The organism is Ferruginibacter sp., from assembly GCF_028288465.1.
Lineage (GTDB): Bacteria > Bacteroidota > Bacteroidia > Chitinophagales > Chitinophagaceae > Ferruginibacter.
In genome coordinates this window covers 19,677-41,650 of the sequence record NZ_JAQBNR010000057.1, presented here as the reverse complement: position 1 = coordinate 41,650, position 21,974 = coordinate 19,677, and the positions used below count along the sequence as shown (strand labels likewise).

16 protein-coding genes are annotated in these 21,974 nt (G+C 42.7%); 7 read left to right on the top strand and 9 right to left on the bottom strand.

The window, feature by feature from the left end; all coding sequences use genetic code 11:
• The 6 genes from hemC (at position 1) to JWR61_RS22285 (ending at position 8,361) form a co-directional block, all read left to right on the top strand.
• Positions 1-975: a hydroxymethylbilane synthase gene (hemC, locus tag JWR61_RS22310; protein WP_301929921.1), complete on the top strand. Its 975-nt coding sequence runs from the start codon at positions 1-3 to the stop codon at positions 973-975.
• Entirely contained in the window at positions 965-1,663 is a 699-nt protein-coding gene (locus JWR61_RS22305) for a uroporphyrinogen-III synthase (RefSeq protein WP_301929920.1), read from the top strand. The genes hemC and JWR61_RS22305 overlap by 11 nt, the downstream gene beginning before the upstream one ends.
• A gap of 29 nt (positions 1,664-1,692) precedes the next feature.
• On the top strand, positions 1,693-2,721 hold the full coding sequence (gene hemE, locus JWR61_RS22300; RefSeq protein WP_301929918.1) for a uroporphyrinogen decarboxylase: 1,029 nt from the start codon (positions 1,693-1,695) through the stop codon (positions 2,719-2,721).
• Between the two features lie 212 nt (positions 2,722-2,933).
• A complete protein-coding gene (hemF, locus tag JWR61_RS22295) occupies positions 2,934-3,899 on the top strand; it encodes an oxygen-dependent coproporphyrinogen oxidase (RefSeq protein ID WP_301929917.1) in 966 nt (321 codons plus the stop codon).
• A 46-nt stretch (positions 3,900-3,945) separates the two neighbouring features.
• Positions 3,946-4,920 (top strand): porphobilinogen synthase, encoded by a 975-nt coding sequence (hemB, locus tag JWR61_RS22290; RefSeq protein ID WP_301929916.1) that lies wholly within the window; start codon positions 3,946-3,948, stop codon positions 4,918-4,920.
• A 276-nt stretch (positions 4,921-5,196) separates the two neighbouring features.
• Positions 5,197-8,361 (top strand): hypothetical protein, encoded by a 3,165-nt coding sequence (locus JWR61_RS22285; protein WP_301929915.1) that lies wholly within the window; start codon positions 5,197-5,199, stop codon positions 8,359-8,361.
• Between the two features lie 62 nt (positions 8,362-8,423).
• Here JWR61_RS22285 and JWR61_RS22280 read toward each other — a convergent pair whose 3' ends face one another.
• The gene (locus tag JWR61_RS22280; protein WP_301929914.1) at positions 8,424-8,795 is read right to left on the bottom strand and encodes a type II toxin-antitoxin system death-on-curing family toxin; all 372 of its coding nucleotides are present in this window, start codon (positions 8,793-8,795) and stop codon (positions 8,424-8,426) included.
• A complete protein-coding gene (locus JWR61_RS22275; protein ID WP_301929913.1) occupies positions 8,792-8,980 on the bottom strand; it encodes a hypothetical protein in 189 nt (62 codons plus the stop codon). The genes JWR61_RS22280 and JWR61_RS22275 overlap by 4 nt, the downstream gene beginning before the upstream one ends.
• 219 nt (positions 8,981-9,199) lie before the next feature.
• On the opposite strand from JWR61_RS22275, the gene JWR61_RS22270 reads away from it, so the two are divergent.
• Positions 9,200-9,913 (top strand): SDR family oxidoreductase, encoded by a 714-nt coding sequence (locus JWR61_RS22270; protein WP_301929912.1) that lies wholly within the window; start codon positions 9,200-9,202, stop codon positions 9,911-9,913.
• Positions 9,914-10,001: 88 nt separating this feature from the next.
• Here the strand turns inward: JWR61_RS22270 and phhA are convergent, their stop codons facing one another.
• The 7 genes from phhA to JWR61_RS22235 all read right to left on the bottom strand — a co-directional run bounded on the left by phhA (position 10,002) and on the right by JWR61_RS22235 (position 21,935).
• A complete protein-coding gene (gene phhA / locus JWR61_RS22265; protein WP_301929911.1) occupies positions 10,002-10,733 on the bottom strand; it encodes a phenylalanine 4-monooxygenase in 732 nt (243 codons plus the stop codon).
• A 339-nt stretch (positions 10,734-11,072) separates the two neighbouring features.
• Complete coding sequence (locus JWR61_RS22260; RefSeq protein ID WP_301929910.1) at positions 11,073-12,917, bottom strand: right-handed parallel beta-helix repeat-containing protein; 1,845 nt, start codon at positions 12,915-12,917, stop codon at positions 11,073-11,075.
• 197 nt (positions 12,918-13,114) lie between these two features.
• A complete protein-coding gene (locus JWR61_RS22255) occupies positions 13,115-14,380 on the bottom strand; it encodes an RNA polymerase sigma factor (RefSeq protein WP_301929909.1) in 1,266 nt (421 codons plus the stop codon).
• A gap of 11 nt (positions 14,381-14,391) precedes the next feature.
• Positions 14,392-14,736: a YciI family protein gene (locus tag JWR61_RS22250; protein ID WP_301929908.1), complete on the bottom strand. Its 345-nt coding sequence runs from the start codon at positions 14,734-14,736 to the stop codon at positions 14,392-14,394.
• Between the two features lie 333 nt (positions 14,737-15,069).
• Positions 15,070-19,146 carry a T9SS type A sorting domain-containing protein gene (locus tag JWR61_RS22245; protein ID WP_301929907.1) on the bottom strand — a complete coding sequence of 1,359 codons (4,077 nt, stop codon included), beginning with the start codon at positions 19,144-19,146 and terminating at the stop codon, positions 15,070-15,072.
• 460 nt (positions 19,147-19,606) lie between these two features.
• Positions 19,607-20,920 carry an HYR domain-containing protein gene (locus JWR61_RS22240; RefSeq protein ID WP_301929906.1) on the bottom strand — a complete coding sequence of 438 codons (1,314 nt, stop codon included), beginning with the start codon at positions 20,918-20,920 and terminating at the stop codon, positions 19,607-19,609.
• 31 nt (positions 20,921-20,951) lie between these two features.
• A complete protein-coding gene (locus tag JWR61_RS22235; RefSeq protein ID WP_301929905.1) occupies positions 20,952-21,935 on the bottom strand; it encodes a fibrobacter succinogenes major paralogous domain-containing protein in 984 nt (327 codons plus the stop codon).
• Positions 21,936-21,974 lie beyond the last annotated feature (39 nt).

Genomic DNA, 21,974 nt, shown 5'->3' with positions numbered 1-21,974 from the left:
ATGACGAAAATTATCAGGATAGGTACCAGGGAAAGCCAGCTTGCGGTATGGCAAGCCACATTGGTACAACAACTGCTTGCAAAAAATAATCAGCCTGCCGAATTGGTATTTATAAAAAGCGAAGGCGACATTGACCTCCAGACACCGCTGTATGAAATCGGCGTGCAAGGAATATTCACCCGTAGTCTTGACATTGCCCTGATAAATAATAAAATTGACATCGCTGTACATTCCATGAAGGATGTGCCTACGCAATTACCAAAAGGTATTGTTCAATCAGCGGTATTGCCAAGGGCTTCTTACAAAGATATTTTTGTGTATAAAGGAGAACTGTCTTCTATTGAAGATGAACTGGGATACGACGCTGGCAAATGGGCAACTCACGATTCACGATTCATCACTCACCATTCACCATTCACAATAGCCACCAGCAGCATCCGCCGCATGGCGCAATGGCTTAACCGTTATCCAAATCATAGCATAGAAAATTTAAGGGGTAATGTAAATACACGGTTGCGTAAAGTGCAGGAGAACAACTGGCAGGGGGCCATCTTTGCGGCCGCCGGATTGGAAAGAATCAACCTTCGTCCCGAAAAGTCTATTGAGCTGGACTGGATGTTACCGGCACCGGCACAAGGCGCTATCATGATCGTGTGCAGGGACGGAGATGAGGTTTGCCTGCAGGCATGCGATCTGCTGAATGACGCTGCTACAGCCACCTGCGCCAAAATTGAAAGGGATTTTTTAAGAACATTGCTGGGCGGTTGCTCTACACCCATCAGCGCACTCGCCGAAATAAAAGACGATCAAATTTATTTCAGGGGAAACATTTTATCTGCCGATGGAAAAGAAAAAGTATCCATCGACAAATGGATTACACACGCAGAAGCAAACGAAGCGGGTAGTGTGCTTGCAAACAAAATATTATTAAACGGCGGAGAAAAAATTGCACTCGCTATTCGCAATGCAAAGTAACGTTGACATATTATGCACCCGGCCCCTTAACGGAGGGTTGATAGAGGAAGCCTTGCTGCAGGGCATTGTAATTGATGAAATTTCTTTCATTGAAACAACACCTGTTCAGAATATAGAAGTACAACAGGAAATTGAACAGGAAGCGTTAAGGATTACCACGGTAGTGTTCACCAGCATGAACGCGGTAGAAGCAGTTGCTGATTACCTGGACGGTCAGCCGGTTGAATGGCGCATCTATTGTATGGGTAACACCACCAATCAATTGGTAAAAAAATATTTTGGTGCACAGCATATTGCCGGCATCGCCAACAGCGCTTCGGAACTGGCGGAGTTGATTATAGAAGAAGGCGCTATTGATGAAGTAATATTTTTTTGCGGTGATCAGCGCCGCGACGAATTGCCTGAGATATTGCGCAGCCACGAAATTGAGGTTACCGAAATTACCGTGTACCAAACCATCGCCATCACACATCAAATTGACAAAATATACCACGGCATCTTATTTTTCAGTCCGAGTGCGGTAGCAAGTTTTTTTAGTAAAAACAAAATACCTGCTTCAACTGTTCTGTTTGCCATTGGCAGTACAACGGCTAACGAAATAAAAAAACATTCCGGCAATACAATTGTTATCAGTAACCAGCCGGGGAAAGAAAATTTAGTGCGCAAGATGATGGAGTATTTTACCTGAATCCTTCAGACCATTCAACAAACAAATCAATGATAAAAAACGATCTTCTTTTAAGAGCCCTGCGTGGCGAAGTGGTAGAAAGACCACCGGTATGGATGATGCGCCAGGCAGGCCGTTATTTGCCCGATTATTTAAAGTTAAAAGCGCAATACGATTTCTTTGCCCGCGTACAAACGCCGGAACTGGCCACTGCCATTACATTACAGCCCGTTGACCAGGTGGGTGTTGATGCCGCTATTATCTTCAGCGATATTTTAGTAATACCGCAGGCAATGGGTGTTGAAGTGTTGATGGAAGAAGGCAAAGGACCATCCTTACCAAAAACTATTCACACACAACAGGATATTGATGCGCTGGTAACCGAAGGTGCAGAAGAGAGTTTGAAATATGTGTATAATGCACTATCTCTCACCAAAAAAGAACTCAACGGTCGTGTACCATTGATTGGTTTTGCCGGCGCTCCATGGACTATTTTATGTTATATGGTGGAAGGTAAGGGAAGTAAAACCTGGGATAAAGCCAAGCAGTTTGCCTACACACAACCTGCGTTGGCACACCAGCTGTTACAAAAAATAACCAACATCACCATTCAGTATTTAAAGCTGCAGGCAAAGGCCGGCGCAGATACGGTACAGGTTTTTGATAGCTGGGCAGGTTCATTAAGTCCGGCAGATTTTAAGACTTATGCGCAACCTTATTTAATACAAATTGCGGATGCATTAAAAGATGATGTGCCGGTAATTTTATTTCCAAAAGGCAGCTGGTATGCATTGAAAGATTTAAGCGAAAGCAGCGCTGCAGGACTGGGTATTGACTGGTGTGTATCACCACAAATGGCAAGGGAATTAACCGGCAATAAAATAACGTTGCAGGGAAATTTTGATCCGTCTATGTTGCTGGCACCAATCCCGGATATTAAAAAAGCGGTTACGGAAATGATTGATGCATTTGGCACGCAACGATATATTGCTAACCTGGGACATGGCATTACGCCCAACGTTCCGGTAGATCATGCAAGGGCGTTTGTGGATGCGGTGAAGGAATATCAAGCGAAGTAGCGGCCCCTCTAAATCTCCCAGGGGGAGACTTAAAAGGCAACAGTTCTCTGATAGTGAGAGCTTTTTGGTTAAAGGTTTTTGAAGCTTGAGCCAAGCTCAAATGCTATTATTAAACTTTATTGGCGTCGCACTCTTGTACTTTATGATCTTTATTGAGCAACCAAATTGCAGCGTTAATCAAAACTCAAAGCACCCGGCTAATACGATTTATAATGGAATTTAAAAATCAATGGATCGCTTTTATTCACCAGTTGCAGAACGACATTTGTGCTGCACTGGAAGCCTGTGATGGCAAAGCAACCTTTATTGAAGATGCCTGGGAACGAGCAGAAGGTGGTGGTGGTAAAACAAGGGTCATCAGCAATGGCAATGTGTTTGAAAAAGGTGGTGTCAATACATCCATTGTGTTTGGTGATGTAACCGATATGATGCGGACACAATTAAAAATCAATGGCGACAAGTGGTTTGCATGTGGTTTAAGTTTAGTAATTCATCCTTCCAACCCTTTTGTGCCAACGGTGCATTGCAACTACCGCATGTTCGAATTGTACAATGCAGCCGGCGAAACAATTGACCGCTGGTTTGGTGGTGGTACAGATTTAACACCCTATTATTTGTTTGAAGAAGATGCCAGGCATTTCCATCAAACCTATAAAAATGCCTGCGACCAGTTTGATCCTTCTTTCTATCCTGACTTTAAAAAAGTATGCGATGACTATTTTGTAAATACGCACCGCAACAATGAGCGTCGTGGTATTGGTGGTATTTTTTACGATTATAAAAAACCGGCAGGGGAAAAAGATATTGAATTTTGGTTTGGCTTTGCCAAAGCCTGTGGCTATGCTTTTATGGATGCGTATATTCCGATAGTAGAAAAAAGAAAAAATATTCCTTACACTCCCGAAAATAAATTCTGGCAGGAAATAAGAAGAGGGCGTTACACGGAGTTCAACCTGGTACACGACCGGGGCACTATTTTTGGTTTAAAAACAAATGGGCGCACAGAAAGCATTTTGATGAGCCTGCCGCCAACCGTGCGTTTTGAATACAATTATCAGCCGGTAAAAGGTAGTGAAGAAGATAAGTTATTGCAGGCATGTTTGCATCCGGTAGACTGGCTCAATACCGCCATCGACATCAATGAAGATGACTGGTCAAAAAAGGTAAATAGTTGTTAGCGTTACAACATCGCCTGGCAATTTTAAATATTAAAATCATACTATCATGTATCTGCAAAGAAGGAACAGAATATTAAGAACAAATGCTTCTATCAGAAGCCTTGTTTCGGAAACTACATTAAAGCCAACTGATTTTATTGCTCCCTTATTTATAGATGAAGGTGAAAATGTGGCGTTTGAAATTCCTTCTATGCCGGGCTATTACCGCTATTCAATTGATGGTACCATTAAAGAAGTAAAGTTGTTGTGGAGCATGGGTATAAAAAGTGTGTTGCTGTTTGTAAAAGCTGCTGATGAAACGAAAGACAATACCGGCAAGGAAGCCTGGAACCCCGATGGCCTGATGCAGCGCACCATCAAAGCCATTAAAAATGCTTTGCCGGAAATGATTGTAATGACTGATGTGGCGCTAGACCCCTACTCTGTTTACGGCCATGATGGCATTGTAGAAGATGGTGAAATTGTTAACGATCCTACGGTTGAAGCATTGGTAAAAATGAGCCTGAGCCACGCCAAAGCTGGTGCCGATATTGTAGCCCCAAGCGATATGATGGATGGAAGAATTGGTGCTATCCGTGAAGCGCTTGAACAGAATAATTATATAAAGACCGGAATCATGGCCTACAGTGCCAAATATGCTTCCTGCTTTTATGGGCCTTTCCGGGATGCCCTGGATTCGGCGCCTGGCTTTGGTGATAAAAAAACCTACCAGATGGATTACGGCAACCGCATTGAAGCCATCAAGGAAACATTGATGGACATCGAAGAAGGCGCCGATATTGTGATGGTAAAACCCGCCATGGCTTACCTCGATATTATCCGTGAAGTAAAAAATGCCGTAGATGTACCGGTAAGTGCATACCATGTAAGCGGCGAATATGCCATGATAAAAGCCTCTGCAAAAATGGGCTGGATCAACGAAGACAAAGCTATTCTGGAATGTTTAACTTCTATTAAGAGAGCTGGCGCAGATTTGATCGCTACTTATTTTGCAAAGGATGCGGTGAAGTTATTATCGTAAAATAAAACTGCTATCAATACTGTCTTAAAGCAACACAGCGCCACGACTGCGGTCGCATTATGTTCTTCGTTGATAGATACGCTTCGGAAAAAGTTGCCAAAAGGTATGCAGTAAAAGTGAGTGACACAACTATGAAGCCATGAAAGACTACTGCTTGTTCCAAACTACAAAACACTTTATTTTATAGCCTTGCGTTGCAAAAAACGCAAAGAAATGTTTGATTGCCACATGGATATTTGCAAATAAGATTTATATTTCACGTTCAATTTTATTCCCATGACCAGGCAACTGCTTATCTCCTTTCTATTCCTCAGTTTTTGTATTGGTGCTGTCGCACAACAAAAAACTGACACTACATCCAACAATCTCAACAATTATTTTAAACCGGTCAAATGGCGTTCTATCGGGCCATTTCGTGGTGGCCGTTCTGTGGCAGCTACCGGCGTAGTGGGCAATCCTTCCGTATATTACCAGGGCACTACCGGCGGTGGTGTATGGAAAACAGAAGACATGGGTATTACCTGGAACAATATTTCCGATAGCTTTTTCAGAACCGGTTCTGTGGGCGCCGTTAGTGTTGCAGAAAGTGACCCCAACGTAGTGTATGTGGGCATGGGCGAGCATGCTGTACGGGGCGTAATGACGCACGGTGGTGACGGTGTGTACAAATCAACCGATGCAGGAAAAACCTGGAAGAAAATTGGCCTTGATCTGACGCAACACATTGCCCGGATTGTAATACATCCCAAAGATCCCAACATTGTTTACGTTGCGGCACAGGGCGCATTATACAGCAAAACAAAGGAACGGGGCATTTATAAATCCATTGATGGTGGCGCTACCTGGAAAAACGTTTTGTATGTAGATGATAAAACAGGTTGCACCGATTTATCGATGGATATGAATAACCCGAGGATATTGTACGCATCTATGTGGGAGCATGGCCGCCTGCCCTGGAAAGTAATCAGCGGTGGCCCCGGCAGCGGCTTGTACAAATCGGTTGATGAAGGTGAACATTGGGAAAAAATGAAAGAAGGTCTGCCCAAGGAGATGGGTAAAATGTCCATTGGTGTTTGCCGGTCCAATTCTGAAAAAGTATATGCCCTGATAGAAAGTGATTTTGAAAAAGAAGCGGGCGGTATGTATGTGAGCGAGAATGCAGGTAAAACCTGGAGCCAGGTTTCCAGCGATCATCGCCTGATACAAAGAGCCTGGTACTACATTAAACTGTTTACAGATCCGTTGAATGAAAATACGGTGTATGTGATGAGTGCGCCGTCCATGCGTTCAACAGACGGTGGTAAAACATGGGAGGATGTTTCCGCCACACATGGCGATCATCATAACCTGTGGATCAATCCTGCCAACTCCAAAAACATGATCATTTCTGATGATGGCGGATCAGCCATCACTTTTAACGGGGGTAAATCCTGGAGCAGCCAGAACAATCAACCCACTGCACAGTTTTACCGCATCAATGTAGACAACCAGTTCCCGTATCATATTTATGCCGGTCAGCAAGACAATAGTTCTGTAAACATTGCCAGCAGGGAATTTGATGCCAGCGGCATTGGCACCAGCAGCTGGACTTCTTCTGCCGGAGGCGAAAGTGCATTCATCGCTTTTAACCCCGATGATCCACGGTTTGCAATGGGTAGCAGTTACGAAGGTGGCATTCAGTTGCTGGATAGCAAGGCTAAGGCCGGTACCAATATAATGGCTGCGCCCATTCAATATTTATCGCGTGATGCCAAAGACATGAAGTACCGGTTTAACTGGAATGCACCCATCATTTGCAGCAAGCATGACCCCGCTGTTTTTTATCATGGTGCACAATGTTTACTGCGCACGTCGGATATGGGTAAAACCTGGTCGGAAGCTTCGCCTGACCTGACAAGAAATGAAAAAGACAAACAAGGCAGGGCCGGTGTGCCCTATACCAACGAGGGAGTTGGCGCAGAAAACTACGGCACACTCAGTTATATCATGGAGTCGCCGTTGGAAAAAGGTGTGATATACACCGGCAGTGATGATGGTTATGTGTATATAACAAGAGACAACGGATCGCATTGGCTAAATATTACGCCGGCGGGTTTACAGGAATGTTTAATCAACGCGATTGAAGTTTCGCCATTTGATAAAGCCACCGCTTACATCGCTACCACCCGCTACAAATTCAGTGACCATACACCGGGTTTATACAAAACTACCGACTATGGTAAAACCTGGACAAAAATAAATAACGGCATTCCTTCCGGCGCTTTTACCAGGGTGGTAAGAGAAGATGATAAAAGAAAAGATTTGCTGTCTGCCGGTACCGAAACGGGGTTGTATATGTCATTGAACGGCGGTAAAGACTGGACTCCTTTTCAATTGAATCTGCCGGTTACACCCATTACCGATCTGCGTATACACCAGAATAATTTAATTGCTGCCACTTCAGGAAGGTCTTTCTGGATTTTGGATGATTTGTCGCTGATTCGCCAATACAAAAAAGAAGCCGCTTCTTTCTCCCTGTTTCAGCCAACTCCGGCTTACCTTGTAAACGGCAGCAGTGAACTGGATGAAACCAAAGCCAGTTTTAAAGGTGCTGCACCATTCAGGGGAGTAAATCCTTCAACCGGGGTCGTGTTGTATTACCAGTTGCCTGAACTGAAAGATTCAACAACCGAACTTACCCTGATAATAAAAGATGCGACTGGCAATTTGGTGCGCAGCTTTACTTCAAAGCCTGACAGCAATTACAAAAAATACGATGGCGCTCCTGCAGAAGAACCTGTGCTGTCAAAAAACAAAGGCGTAAACCGGTTTGTCTGGGATATGCGTTACACCACTATCCCCGGTGTACAGGATGTGTATGTGGAAGGCAGTTACCGTGGTCATAAGGCTGCACCGGGAAACTACACTGTCACGCTCAAAACGGGCGCCCAGCCGGCTACTACAACTGCCACCATACTTGCCAATCCTTTGTATACCACTACCGCTGCGGAGTACCAACAATACAACGAAGTAATGACGGCCATGGAACAGGAACTAACCACCATGTACAACAACACCAATACCATGCATAGCCAGCAGCAACAATTGGAGAGTGTGTTAGCCAGCCTGCCGGCAGATGAAAAATATACTGCAGCAAAAACGGCGGCGAAAGACCTGGTGAAAAAAATGAAAGCCTGGGATGAAGACATGGTACAACGCAAATCAAAAGCGTATGATGATGCCGAAAACTTTCCGGCTAAATTTTTAACCGATTACCAGTTTTTAGTAAACCAGACGGAAAGCGAAATACCACATGTAAATCAACCTTCGCTTGATTTGCAAAAAGAATTAAATGCACAATGGGCCAAATTAAAAACCCGTCGCGATGAAATAGTCAGCTCCATTCCGCTGGTAAATAAGATGTTCTGGGATGCAGGTTTGGGTGTTATCTGGAAGAAATAGAAAGATGTTTTGAAAGGCTGCCGGTCTTTGAAGTGAAATTACTTCAAAGACCGGCAGCCTTTTTATTTCACGTGCGCTGTGAGCCAATCTATAATCTCTTCTGTTGTTGTGAGGCCGGATGCGATGTTGACGACGAAAATATATTTCTCATCCTGCGATGCATGAATGTCCAATCCGTTTTTGATAAGCAACATCCGCATCATTACATAACCTGTTCGCTTATTGCCATCAATAAAGGGATGGTTAATCAGTAAACTTTCGATTAACGCTGCGGCTTTGTGTATGGGCGTTGGATACAGATCAGTGCCTGCAAAAGTTTGAAACGGCCTGGCTAATGCTGACTCTAATCCTGATAAATCGCGGATTCCATTTGAACCTCCAAACTGTTCAATGAGTATGGAATGAATTGCTTCAGTTTCTTTTACGGAAATCATTGAGCGAGCCTTGTTAGTAGTTCTTTATCTTCCTCTAAAATTTTATAAAGTGAAGATGTGAGCGGCGTAATTGATTCCTGCTTTGCCTCTATTTCTTTTAGCCAGGTCAATAGCTCTTCAAGAGCTTTATCCGGAAAGCGGTCTAACACCTTGCTGATTTCGTATTTAATTTCTTCTTTTGACATATTTATCTTTTGGCAAATAAAGTTACCTTATTTTTCAAAATGCCTGTGCTTTAAACGCCTGTTTCATATTTGCTTATTCGCTTCCCGCTTTATGGTTGAATTTATAAGCCGAAATGTGGCAGGCGATTTACTCCACCAACAAACATTTCCCCTTGTTAGCTACCCCGATTATTTTACCTTGCAGGCACAAAAATTGAGTACAATAAAATAAACAACAACATGAATGATTTAAAAGATCAGGTAGCCTACATTACCGGCGGCAGCAAGGGTATTGGCTATGGCATAGCAAAAATTTTAATTGACAACGGCATGCGGGTTGCCATTACCAGCCGCAGCCTGGAAGCAGCAAAAAAGGCAGCAGCCTCGCTCAGCAGTGATCCTTCAAGAGTACTCGCATTGCAATCAGAAGTCAGCACACTGGCTTCTGAAACTAAGGCTGTAAAAGAGGTGACTGATCATTTCGGGCAGCTGGATGTATTGGTGGCCAATGCCGGCGTTGGGCATTTTGCTTCCATTGAAACCTTATCTGAAGCGGAATGGCACGAGATGATTGACACCAACTTAACCGGCGTATTCAACAGCGTTAAAGCTTGCATTGAGCCGCTGAAACAATCCAAAGGATACATCATTACCATTGCGAGCCTGGCGGGTACTAATTTCTTCGCAACAGCTTCCGGTTACAACGCCAGCAAATTCGGGCTGGTTGGGTTTACCCAGGCCATTATGCTGGACCTTCGGCAATATGGTATCAAGGTATCCACCATCATGCCGGGCTCAGTTGCTACTCATTTTAACGACCACACACCCAGCGAAGCAGACGCCTGGAAAATACAGCCGGAAGACATTGGCCAGATGGTAGCAGACCTGTTACACATGAATCCAAGAACGCTGCCCAGCAAGATTGAAGTAAGACCATCTTCTCCCGGAAAATAATAACACTTTTATACATCGTTATCTTCCCGCAATGCGAGGAGATAACGATTTTTTGTAGTGGATAATTTAACATGGTTATCTACATTTTTTAAACAGCACCATTGCCATAAGCTTGCTGAAAGTGCATCGCCAGTTGCGGCAAACATTCCTTTAGTTGCTGCATATCATCCAGCACAAAATATTGTTTTTGAAAACTGTCTTTGATGTAAGGCGTGTCAATTATTTGCATTACATCGAAAGGAACTCTTGCAGGCGTGTCAGATAACGCATAACTTGTTTCGCCTATGGAACTTAAAATGCCGGCGCCGTAAATCTTTAGTTCGTTATTTTCTTTTACCAAACCAAACTCGATGGTATACCAGTACAACCTGGCAATAGCTTTAATTACTTCTTCATTTGTCATATAATTTTTTGCAATGGCAGATAACCCCAGCAAATAATCGCAGATGTATTGGTCGGTCAGCATAGGCACATGCCCGAATACATCATGAAACATATCCGGCTCTTCCAGGTAATCCAGGTTTTCGGGTTTGCGTATCCAGGTGGTTGCGGCGAATTGTCGCTGGTGGATTTTTTCAAAAAAATAATCATTGTCAATCAATCCCGGTACGGCAAATATGCTCCATCCGGTAATGTTACGGAGCCGCTCATTCACGTCATTAAAATCGGGGATGGCCGACGCGGTAAAATTGAGTTGCTGAATACCGGTTAAAAAGTTACGGTAGGCAAATTCTTCAACCGCTTTCAATTGTCTTTCGAATAACAACATCCAGGTATGTTGCTCAACAGGAGTATATAATTCATAGCGTTGCGAAATCATACAAAACGATTTAAGTATTCAATAATAATGTGAAGGCAGGAACGGCCGCAATAGATTTAGTTATACGAATAATAAAGGAAGGGGGGTGTAACAACGGCCGGAGAAAGTTTTCACGTTATTATATTGGCCTTCGTTTCCAGGTTTTTAACGGCGCAGCAAAAATTATTTTGGGTAGCATAAACCAATCGTTTTATGTTATGCAACTATCAAATGGCGATGAATAACCGGTGATCAAATTCAATGTGAAAGTAAAATTTTTTGCCGGAATTAAATGTGTTCAGGCAGCCAAAATATTTGTAAAAAATAATTGCCAGATGAAATGCCGGGCTGTAACTAACCTCACTGTTTACCAGCAATAACAATACCCTGCTTTTTCCCCAGTTTAACTGATGAAACCGGCGTGCCCACCAACCGTATATTTTTTCCCAACACATCACCTTCCAGTTTGTTGCCGGCAATTTCTATTTTTTTACAGGCTTCCAGCGTAATCATAAACTGCCGTTTGTGAAATGGCGTAAACCTGTTGGAGCGACGGATGATGTTATTATTGAAATACAAACCTTCGGTTGATTTGGCATACAGTACAGGATAATCAAACGGGTTAAAAGTATTACCTTCTATCCGTATGTTGCGGTGAAATGGCTTGGCAATATCCATTTTCGGTATTTCAGGATCGATACTGATAATGCCTTCGCAAAACTGGTACATCGAAGTCAGACAGGGATCATTAAAAGTATTATTACGGATAGTCACATCTTTTACAGCACCGCTTTCAAACCAGCCATTGGCGTCTCCGGGAATTAAGATGGCCGAACCACTGGATTCAAACACATTATTTTCAATCACCACTTTACCCGGAGTAGACATTAAAATACCGCGGGCACGATTACTTCCGAAGAAGCTATTTTTTATCAGCACGTCGGGCACCCAGGTCAAATTCTCCAATGCATCTCCTGCTGCAAGAGCTGCCGGCAAAGCTTCTTTAAAACTGATTTCAAAAAGCACGGAGTCTCTTGCTCTCCATGATTCTACGATGCCCGTCGCAAAAGTATTCATGGCTTCGTTTTCAATAAAGCCAACCTTCTCACCTGCGTTTGCCCAGGTAAAACCGATGCTTTGTTCATGCATCAGTTTGCACAACAATTTTTTATCCCCCAGTTTTTCAATGACCTGTACGCTTGTACCATGTACATTAACCGGGTCATCCATCAGGGCTGCGAACCGGCAACTGTCTACCGTAATTTGCCCCTTGCAGTTGGAAAAATGCAACCCGTCATCATGACCGCTCAGTATGCGGTCTTTAGCAGGATTGGGTACAGCGCTTACTTTTCTAAAAGTCAGGTTTTCTGAATACTGGCTTAAAATTCCAAGCCCGGCATTGTGATACATGTCCATGTTTTCAATGGTCACATTTTTACTACCGGTAATAAATGTACCGGCATGATCGCGGGCGCTGTGTCTTAACACTAAGTAGTTTCCAACTGCAGGCTTACGTTTAAAATTATAGTTAAGCCTTACCAATCCATCATGTAGAATAGCGGCTGTGTAACCATCATAGCCTCCGCCAAGACAGCCTTCGTCGCCTGTGCCGGGCGCTACCAGTTTTGTTACTTTATCAAATTCCATTACGCCCCACCATTCACTTTTCCAGCCTTCTCCAACAAATACCAGTTTACCCTTTTCAATTATAAAAGGAGATTCAGTTGCATTGATGGCAATATCTATGTATTCATTTGTTACCACTATAATTTGTGCCTGGGCAGTCAATGGAATATCCCAGTCAATGCTAACATTGCGGATGGTGATGTTGTTGCAGTTGTCAATGGTAAAAGGCTGCATCCTGTCGTGAAATATAAATTCGCTGCCACTGCAGTCCACCATTAAATTGTTCACCCCTTCAAATAAAATAGGGCAACGGCGAAACGGTATAACATCTGTGTTGGATTCGTAATACAATTTTTCCGTAACGTACTGGGGCCAAAAATCGTAGCGGCCTTTGGGGAATACCAATACCTTAGTGCCATTTTTTTTACAGGCAGCAATTGCCTTTTGTACAAAAGGAACTGCATTTATTCTTGAGTCGGGTTTATAGCCAAATCCGGCAACACTAACAGTATCCTGTGCAATGAGTGTATTAAAAAAAATGAGTGATGTTAGTAAACAGAGTGCAATCTTTTGTTTCATTTTAAAGGTTTGAGCTGTTACGCAACCGGTCTGGAGTAAATTTATTATGCTGTTTTATTTTACGGTTCTTGCAAACAAATCTATTAATAGTTTATCAATTTAAAACCTCAACATTTTTTAAGAATGTATTTAAAAATAACCGGGCGATAGTTGTAATTAATAAAATGAATTAACCGGGTGAAAAGTAGCCAATGATTTCAATACATAAGCCGGTTCATAGTTTGTGTGAGAGCGGCCTTTACTGTTCTTGATTTGGTTAGGCCGATGGCTGTTTGATAATGTTGTACTGCTCTTTTATTATCCAGGCCGGTATACAAGTTTCCGAGTAGTGAATGATAGAGATGGTTGCTGTTCAGTTGCAGTTTTTCTGCTTCAGCAATGGCCTGTTCTTTTCCATTGGCTTTGGCAAGGGCATAGGTTCTGTTTAATGCGGCAATGGGAGAATAAGCTGTTTGCAATAATTTGTTATAGAGTTGCAAGATGCCCTCCCATTTTTCCTGCGTATCTTCTTTATTGGTATGCCACCAGGCAATAGCGGCTTCCAGGTGATATTTGGAAACATCTGTCCCTCTTGACGCCAGGTTTAAATAATACCGGCCCCTGTCAATCAGCTCCCGGTTCCAGAGGGTTTCATCCTGGTCTTCGTACAAAATAATTTCTGCCTCTTGATTGAGCCTTGCTTCAAACCTCGACGCATGAAAACACATCAAAGCCAGTAACGCATGTACTTCAGGTTTTGCAGTTGTATCATTTTCTGCAAGCAATAAAGTAAGCCGCATGGCTTCCACACAAAAATCTCTTCGCAACGCACTATTTTGGGAAGCTGAATAATAGCCTTCATTAAACAATAGATACAACGTAACGAGCACCAGCGGCAGCCGGTTATTAATGTCGTTTGCACCAGGCCCGGCTATTTGAATACATTGTGTTTTCAGCTTCTGTTTGGCCCGGGTAAGCCGTTTATAAATCACTTCTTTATTGGTTAAAAATGCATCTGCAATTTCTTCTACTCCAAACCCGCAAAGCAGGCTTAATGCAAGCCCTATCTGTGCTTCAGCGTTAATACAGGGATCGCAAATGGCAAACATCATAGCCAGCTCACTATCATTTATATTTTTACCTGAAAGATCAATTTCGATTTCATCTGCCGTGATTGTATTGTGTTGAATGTCCTTTGCTATCTTTTGAGAGAAGAGGGAATGATGCTTCAGGTAATCCTTCGTTTTATTTTTTGCAACAGTATATAACCAGGCCGTCGGATTTTCAGGGATGCCTTTTATACCCCATAATTCCGATGCCCGCAAAAACGTATCACTGGTAATATCCTCGGCAATTTCGATGTGTTCAATGCCAAATAATTTACAGAGCACAGCGATTATCTTCCTGTACTCGGTTCTGAATAAGTGTGGTATCAGCTCATTTTCTTCCATAAATAAAATGCCTCCGCAATGCTGCAGAGGCATTTTCAATTTTGTTACATCGTCATAATTTGTCTCACTTCTACATTACCGTTTACCGCCAGTATGGGACAGCCTTTAGCCAGTCCGGCAGCTTCTTCCAGTGTATCAGCTTTTATGATGCTGTAACCGCCAATGACTTCTGTTATTTCAACATAAGGGCCATTCGTTACCACACCAGCAGGCTTTACTACGCTGCCTTCCATTCCTAAACGGTTACCCGCTGCTGACAATTTATTTTGTGCGGCAAGTCCGCCCAACCAGTCCTGCCATTGTTTCATTGATGCCTGCATTTGTTCGGGCGATGGCGGCACTGCATTCGCATCCACCTGCATTCTGAAAATCAATAAGAATTCTTTCATTGCTGAAAATTTTAATTGTTAAAAGCAAATGACGACTGAGCATTTAAAATCTGGACATATCATGCAGACTATTTTAAAATTAACTATTATTTTCAGCATTAAGCGTTGTGGCAATAGCACTTCCTTTATAGTATGGGGTATGTAGAATATAAATACCGTTTAAAAAAAATTGGTTGAAAGATATTTAATAGCAGCCATTGCTAAATCTTACACCATGCGTTTTCAAACAGAGGGTTTGAATCAATAAAGGTAAATCTATTGTAAATAACTATCTGCGCACAATAGTATTCTATTGGCAACAAAACCAATTCCTTTGTTTTCCGGATAACTATTTTACTCCTTTAAAATTTTTTCTTCAAAGGTTTGCCCACGCTGTATTAAACGTACTGTATATAAACCATGGACCAATGTTTCAACCGGGATAGAGGTAATAGCATTCGTCACAATTTGCTTCTTTACAAGCCTTCCTGTAAAGTCGGTAATTTCAATCGTTCCTTTTGCAAAAGGCGTTTTGACAAACAATGTCCTGGAAACTGGATTGGGCCAGATCAACAATGGTGTAGTTTGTTTTACGTTCACTGCTCTTACATCGCTGTAACTGTAATTGCCATTGACATCGGTTTGTTTGATCCGGTAGTAATACAACCCCGGTAAAACTGAATTATCTGCAGCAACATATTTATGCGACTGCTGTGGTGACAGTACCTGTATTTTTATCCAGTCGCCGGTACCGGTGCTTCTCTGTACTTCAAAATAATTATTGTTAATCTCCTCCCCTGTTTGCCATTGCAATAAAACAATGTTGCCACGCAGACTGGCATTGAATGAAATAAATTTTACCGGCAACGGATTATCGGTAGTTCCTGAAGCTATTGTAAACGGACTAAAATTCGTTATTCCAGTGAGCGATTGCACAGTACCTTCTGTAATCGTTCCCGTTGTAAATCCATTGCCCTCATCCTTCCAGGTGCTGCCATTCCACCGGGCTACTTTTAGATCGCTGATGGCATCTACCGTTCCGCTTCTCGACGCTTTCCAGTACAATGTAACTTTAGGTGTGGCAGTGCCGGCGACCCGGTTGAGTAACCAGTATTCCATGCGGCTCAGGTGATTGATAGTGACATCGTGTTGTATTGTATCTAAGCCTGCGCTTTGTACAGTCTGATGAAAATATTCGGCGCTGAATGCATCGGTTGCCAATGCCGGCGCCGTTACTGCAATGGGTGCAAACTGATTAAGTTTTCCTACAGGAAATACAAATGCCTTGTTGCCGTTTTTTATTACCGGCCCGTCAACAAAACTGGCATCGCTTGCACTGGTGTAATTGCTGTTGTCTGAAAAAATCATTTCCTTACCTGTGCTGCTGGTTATAATACCGCTGGCAAAAATTACATTGTTACTGATATTGACGGCATCATTCAGCGTTATTTTACCTGTACCGTTTTTTTGCATGGTAAGTTCAGCAACGCTGACAGGTTGTGTTCCGGATTGCTCAAGCGTTCCGTTGGTAGTGCCCGTAAATTTAATTTTACCCAACGTTATCCCTGTTGCTGAATTCAAACTGAGGTTTGCACCGATCTCGTCAAAATCACCGGCTCCAACGTTGATTGTTCCACCATTCGTGGCGTAAGAAATACTTCCCAAATATTTGTTTCCCAAACCACTCCCATCTGCATCCAGCAAGAAGTTGCTGCCGTTGTTACTGATACTGGTATTACCTGTTATGGAATTGCTGCGAAAATAAGAGCCGTAGCCACCCGCATAACTGGCATCATCAGCGGTTGTAACGTTTCCGGTAATTTTATTTTTTAAGAAATAGCCATACGCGTTTCCCCGATACCCGGTAACGTTTATATTAACCGCCAGCGTATCATTTTGCAAACTAAAGCCTGCAGAATTTTGCACAGCAATACTACCTCCGCCCGTTTGATTCATCATACGATGGAGTATAAACAGGTTAGGTGTGGTATAACTTGCAGCAATATTTACAATGCCCCCAACGCTGGTTTTAGCAGCCACATTTCCAAAATAGGTATCGCCTGCGGTATGATTGGTATAGGTAAAATTTCCATTAATCGTACCCCCCGCATTGAAAGCAACGGTTTGTCCGGCGACCGTACGATTGATGGCCAGATTGCCGCCACATTGCAATGCATCCAGATGAGAAATATAAATAGCCCCAATGCCGCCGCTGTTAAAAGTTACATTACCTGTATATACATTTCCTGCTGCAGCAACATCACCTTCGTAAAAAGGATTATGCCCGTTATTGGAAAAATTACCGTTACCTGTTATTACATTATTTCGGATGTAAGTTGCATATCCCCCTCCATAACTGGTGTCATCAGCGATGGTTACATCCCCGGAAATAGTATTGTTAAATAAACGACCGTATTGGCTGCCACGGTAGCCGGTAATGTTTACAGCGCTTATTGACAAAGTATCACCCAGCAAATTAAAACCCTTGGAGTTGCTGACAACAATACTGCCACCACCGGTTTTATTAATAAAACGTTGCAACTCAAAAGCATCTGGTGTTGTATAATTTGAGGTAATATTCAGGAGCCCCCCGACAGTTGTATTAGCGGCAACATTTCCTAAAAAAGTATTACCCGCAGTATTATTTATATACGTAAAGTTTCCACCGATAGTTCCTCCCGCGTTAAATGCCATGGTTTGTCCCGCTACCGTTCGGTTAATGGTTAAATTGCCTGAGCATTGCAATGCATCCCCGTGGGAAATAAATACATTGGCAATACCACCGCTATTAAAAACAACATTGCCAGTATATACATTTCCGGAAGCTGCGATATCACTTTCATAAAATGGATTGTGTCCGTTATTGACGAAACTGCTGTTACCCGTTATTTTATTATTGCGAAGGTACGTAGCATACCCACTGCCGTAAGTAGTATCGTCAGCAATAGTTACATTACCAGAGATCGCATTATTCAACAACCGGCCATATTCGCTGCCCCGATAGCCTGTAATGCTCAAAGCGTTTACTGACAAAGTATCGTTACCAAGGTTAAATCCCCTGGGGCTGCTGACGGTAATACTGCCTCCCGCGGTTTGATTGATGACATGCTGCAGCACAAAAACATCCGGCGTTGAATAAGCTGCCGTAATATTAATAGTTCCGCCAATAGTGGTTTTGGCAGCAAGGTTACCGAAATAGGTATTGCCTGCGGTGTTATTGGTATAAGTAAAATTTCCGCCGATATCTGCGCCTGCATTAAACGCCACTGTTTGCCCTGCGACCGTGCGAATGATGCTAAGGCTACCTGTACACTGCAATGCATCGAGGTGAGAAATGTATACATCGGCACTCCCTCCACTGTTAAAGGCAACATTACCATTGTAAACATTTGCTGTTGCAGCACCATCACCTTCATAAAAAATATTATGTCCATTGTTCGAAAAATTGCTGTTACCCGTTATTTTATTGTTTCGGATATAAGTGGCATAGCCACCGGCATAACTGGCATCATCAGCAATTGTTACATTGCCGGCAATAGTATTATTAAATAACCTTGCATATTCATTGTCCTTGTATCCGGTAATGCTTAATGACGCCAAAGACAAAGTATCCAGCTGCACTGTAAATCCCTTCGGATTTTGAACATTAATCACACCACCACCGGTTTCGTTCAAGATATGGTGCATTTCAAATAAGCCAGGAGAAGGATAAGTTGCAGTAATATTTATTGTGCCCGCTATACTGGTTCTAAACGCATTGTTTCCCATACCGGTAGCTGATCCTGCGTTATTGATAAGCGCAAAATTACCGGTAATGTCGGCGCCTGCATTAAACAGGCTTGTGCCACCACCAACGGTACGAGTTACCGCAAGATTGCCATTATATTGAGAAGCAGACGCATAGCTGATGTAAACAGGCATTATACCGTTGATATTGAAACTGACGTTGCCGTTGTACTCATTGGCCGGGGCAGCTGTGCCTTCGTTGAATTGGTTGTTGCCGGTGAGATTAAAAGTAATATTATCATTAACGGTATTGCTGTTAAAATTAGCAATATACCCTCCTGAGCCAGTGTTAATATCAATTACAATATCTGTCGCCTCATTGCTGTTATTTAAGATTGCGCCGGTAAAATAATTGTAACTGTTAATGCTGTTTAATGCAAGTGCAAAACCATTAACATCGAGCTGGCTGCCGTTCTGCATATTGATACTGTTAACTGTAGTATTTGATGCCAGCACTGGCCACCTGTTACCGGCTATTGACCCGGGAATAATTACATTTCCCGTTGCATCAGGTACTATAGCAGGTGTCCAGTTGGCGGCAGTATTCCAGTTAGTATTTACAGAACCATTCCATGTTTGTGAAAAGACAAATTGTGTACCTGAAATTATTATACTGGTCATCAGGAGCAAAAGTATTCGTTTCATTTTTTCTTATTTTATGGGAGAAGATATTGTTCATAAACCGGTATAAAATTATCCGGCCAAAACACAACTGTAAATGACTACCGGCAGCAGAAAGATTGATTGTAATTAGGTGCTGGCAGTGACACCTTACCGGCGGCCCTGTCTTTTCTTGAAATACAGCAACCAATCTTTAGGTCATTAAACGACGATAAAAATGCATGACTAAAAGACCAGGTTTCCTGAGATTGATCGCGGGCATGGAAGGCCATTGAGTCGTGGCTTACAACTCCAGGATGCAGTGCTATGAGTCATTGCGCTATATAATTATGAAATATTGTACCCGTATGGCTTACGAGCTATTATTCCGTTAGGAAGCAAACAGATAATTACTGTGGCTTTTAAATTGAAACCTTAGTCAGCTGTGGCTTTGATGTTTTCAAAAATGCCTCCTGAAATATCAGGAGGCATTAAATGATAGCAACTACTGCTTAATCACTTTCATTATTTTTTGCTGATCTCCCTGGGTTATCTGAACCATATATACGCCTGGTCTTAAATCTTCGCCAAACCGGAGCGTGCTATTTTTTACGGTATTTAATTTTGAAATCCGTCTTCCATTCAGATCAAGCAAAACAGCTTCCACTTTTTCGGCAGAGTTTGAGATTACTTCAATCGTAAAGTAATGGCTGCTTGGATTAGGCAGTATTTTACAATCGAAATGATGGTGATGATCTTCATCTCCGTCATGACCATTTTTGTCATGCGGCACCAGCACCTTCGTTTTTTCTATAGTTGTATTGCCCGAAGCATCTGTACTGGAGATGGAAATGGTATAGGTTCTTCCATTGCCATTGCCACTTCTTTCAGCCCGTAGTTGCAGGTGATGATTATCCAGCACTATCCAGTCTGGCGCTGTATCTCCGTTACCGGTTCCGCTTACTGGCTCATTGCTGGTCACAGACAGTGAACTGCTAACGCTGCCACAATTATCCCAACTGTTGTAGTTAACTGTTACAGCAGTCATTTGATGGTTGGGGGGCCAAAGTACATCCGGAGTGGGCTTTATCCCTGTAATGTTTGGTGGCGTGATATCTTTTACCGTTACACTAAAACTGCAGGTATCTGTTTTTCCGGTGGGGCCGGTAGCAACAAACCTGTTGATAGTACAACCAACCGGAAAAGCAGCACCGCTGCCCAGTCCTGCAATTTGTGATAACGAAGCGTTTCCGCAAGCATCTGTTACCACCGGCAAATCAAACTGCACCGTTGCATCGCAACGGTTAGGGTTGGCGTTAACCACAATATTTGCGGGGCATTGTATTTTAGGAGGAGCACATTCCCCTGCCAGTGTTAGTTCATTTAACGGTATACAATTAAGGCCTGCAGTAAGTACATAATTATTTACTGCATCCCGGTTAGCAGGCGCAAAAGCTTTCCATGCTGTTCCGTTGTGTACGTTAAGTTCCAGCAGATTTTCTGCAATACCATTTAGTTCAGCATCCAGGTAATTAATTTGTATTGATCCGCTGAAAGGCTTGCTGGTATTATCGAATTGATACACCCTCGCAATATGCGGATTGGGTAATGCATGTGTTACTATAGCACTTTTATTCAATGTTGTATTACTAATGGTAAAGTCGGCCGACGGAATGAGCACAAGACTATCGGCAGAGAAAACGGTACCCGGTTTAATGACCATGTCGGTGCCGGAGGCTACCGTCAGGATTTGCGACTGCAGACTAATTGGCAAAATAGCTGCGATACAAATCAGTACGGTGAATAATACTTTTTTCATGATTGATAATTTTATTTGATGATATAAAGGTTTAGTCTTTTATGCAACGGACAAAAAATCCATAATTTTTAACAGGAAAATCTGTAGTATAAGTCAACGGGGAAAAAACTACAGGATCGGGGATAGGTTCAACATACGAAGTTGAGCTATAAGTAAGCTCAATCCGGGAAAAATCGACTCCCAGTTTACCCGCAGATATAACAGAATAACCGATGGGGGAATATCTGAAACCAAAAGAAATGTCCGCTGCACTCCACCAAGTTGCTGTGTTCCCCATTCCACTAAAAGAGCCATCAGTATTACGTTGTCCGCCAGGAAGGCCAGTAAAGCCGCTCCAGTTAGTAGTATCTTTAGACCCAATAACCCATAAAGTAGTAGACCGCATTTTAGCAGCGGCCTCTGTTGGACTCCCTAAATAACTTGCCAGATCCGACCACTCATCCGAATACATATGTGATTGCCTTGGGATATGCCAGCCTAGTGGAGCTAAGCCTCGACCATCAGTTACTGCATACCAATTGTATAATTTACCATACAGCTCACCCATTGCCAGATCATTATTATAATAGCACCAAGCGCCGGTTTTTAAATTATTCCATGTTGCTGTATCTGTAACCTGTGGTATTGTATCTCCATTCCGATAAGTTGTTACATCCAGGTTCTTGGTCATCCATTCCTGTGTACCTATAACTACACTGGTTGGTATTGGCAAAGCCGGGTAACCGCCAGTCATGTTCATCCAGGCACCTCCATTATATACTTGTATTTCACCAAGTACACCGCAGTCTTTGCACCAGATCATTAACCCGGCTACAGGTTTTAAAATGGCATCCCTTTGGGCCTGTGTCATGCGTGGAGGCAGCAATCCTCTTGAAGTTGAACTTATATCCAGCTGCGCTGATGTGTTGGGGGTAGGGGTACCGATACCAATTTGTGCATTTATTGTTCCTGCCGCAAACAGGAGAAAACATACTAATACTATTTCAACAGCTTTCTTTTTATTTAATCTTTCCATATTTAATTTGCTTTAGTGTTAGAAATTATTGAACACAAA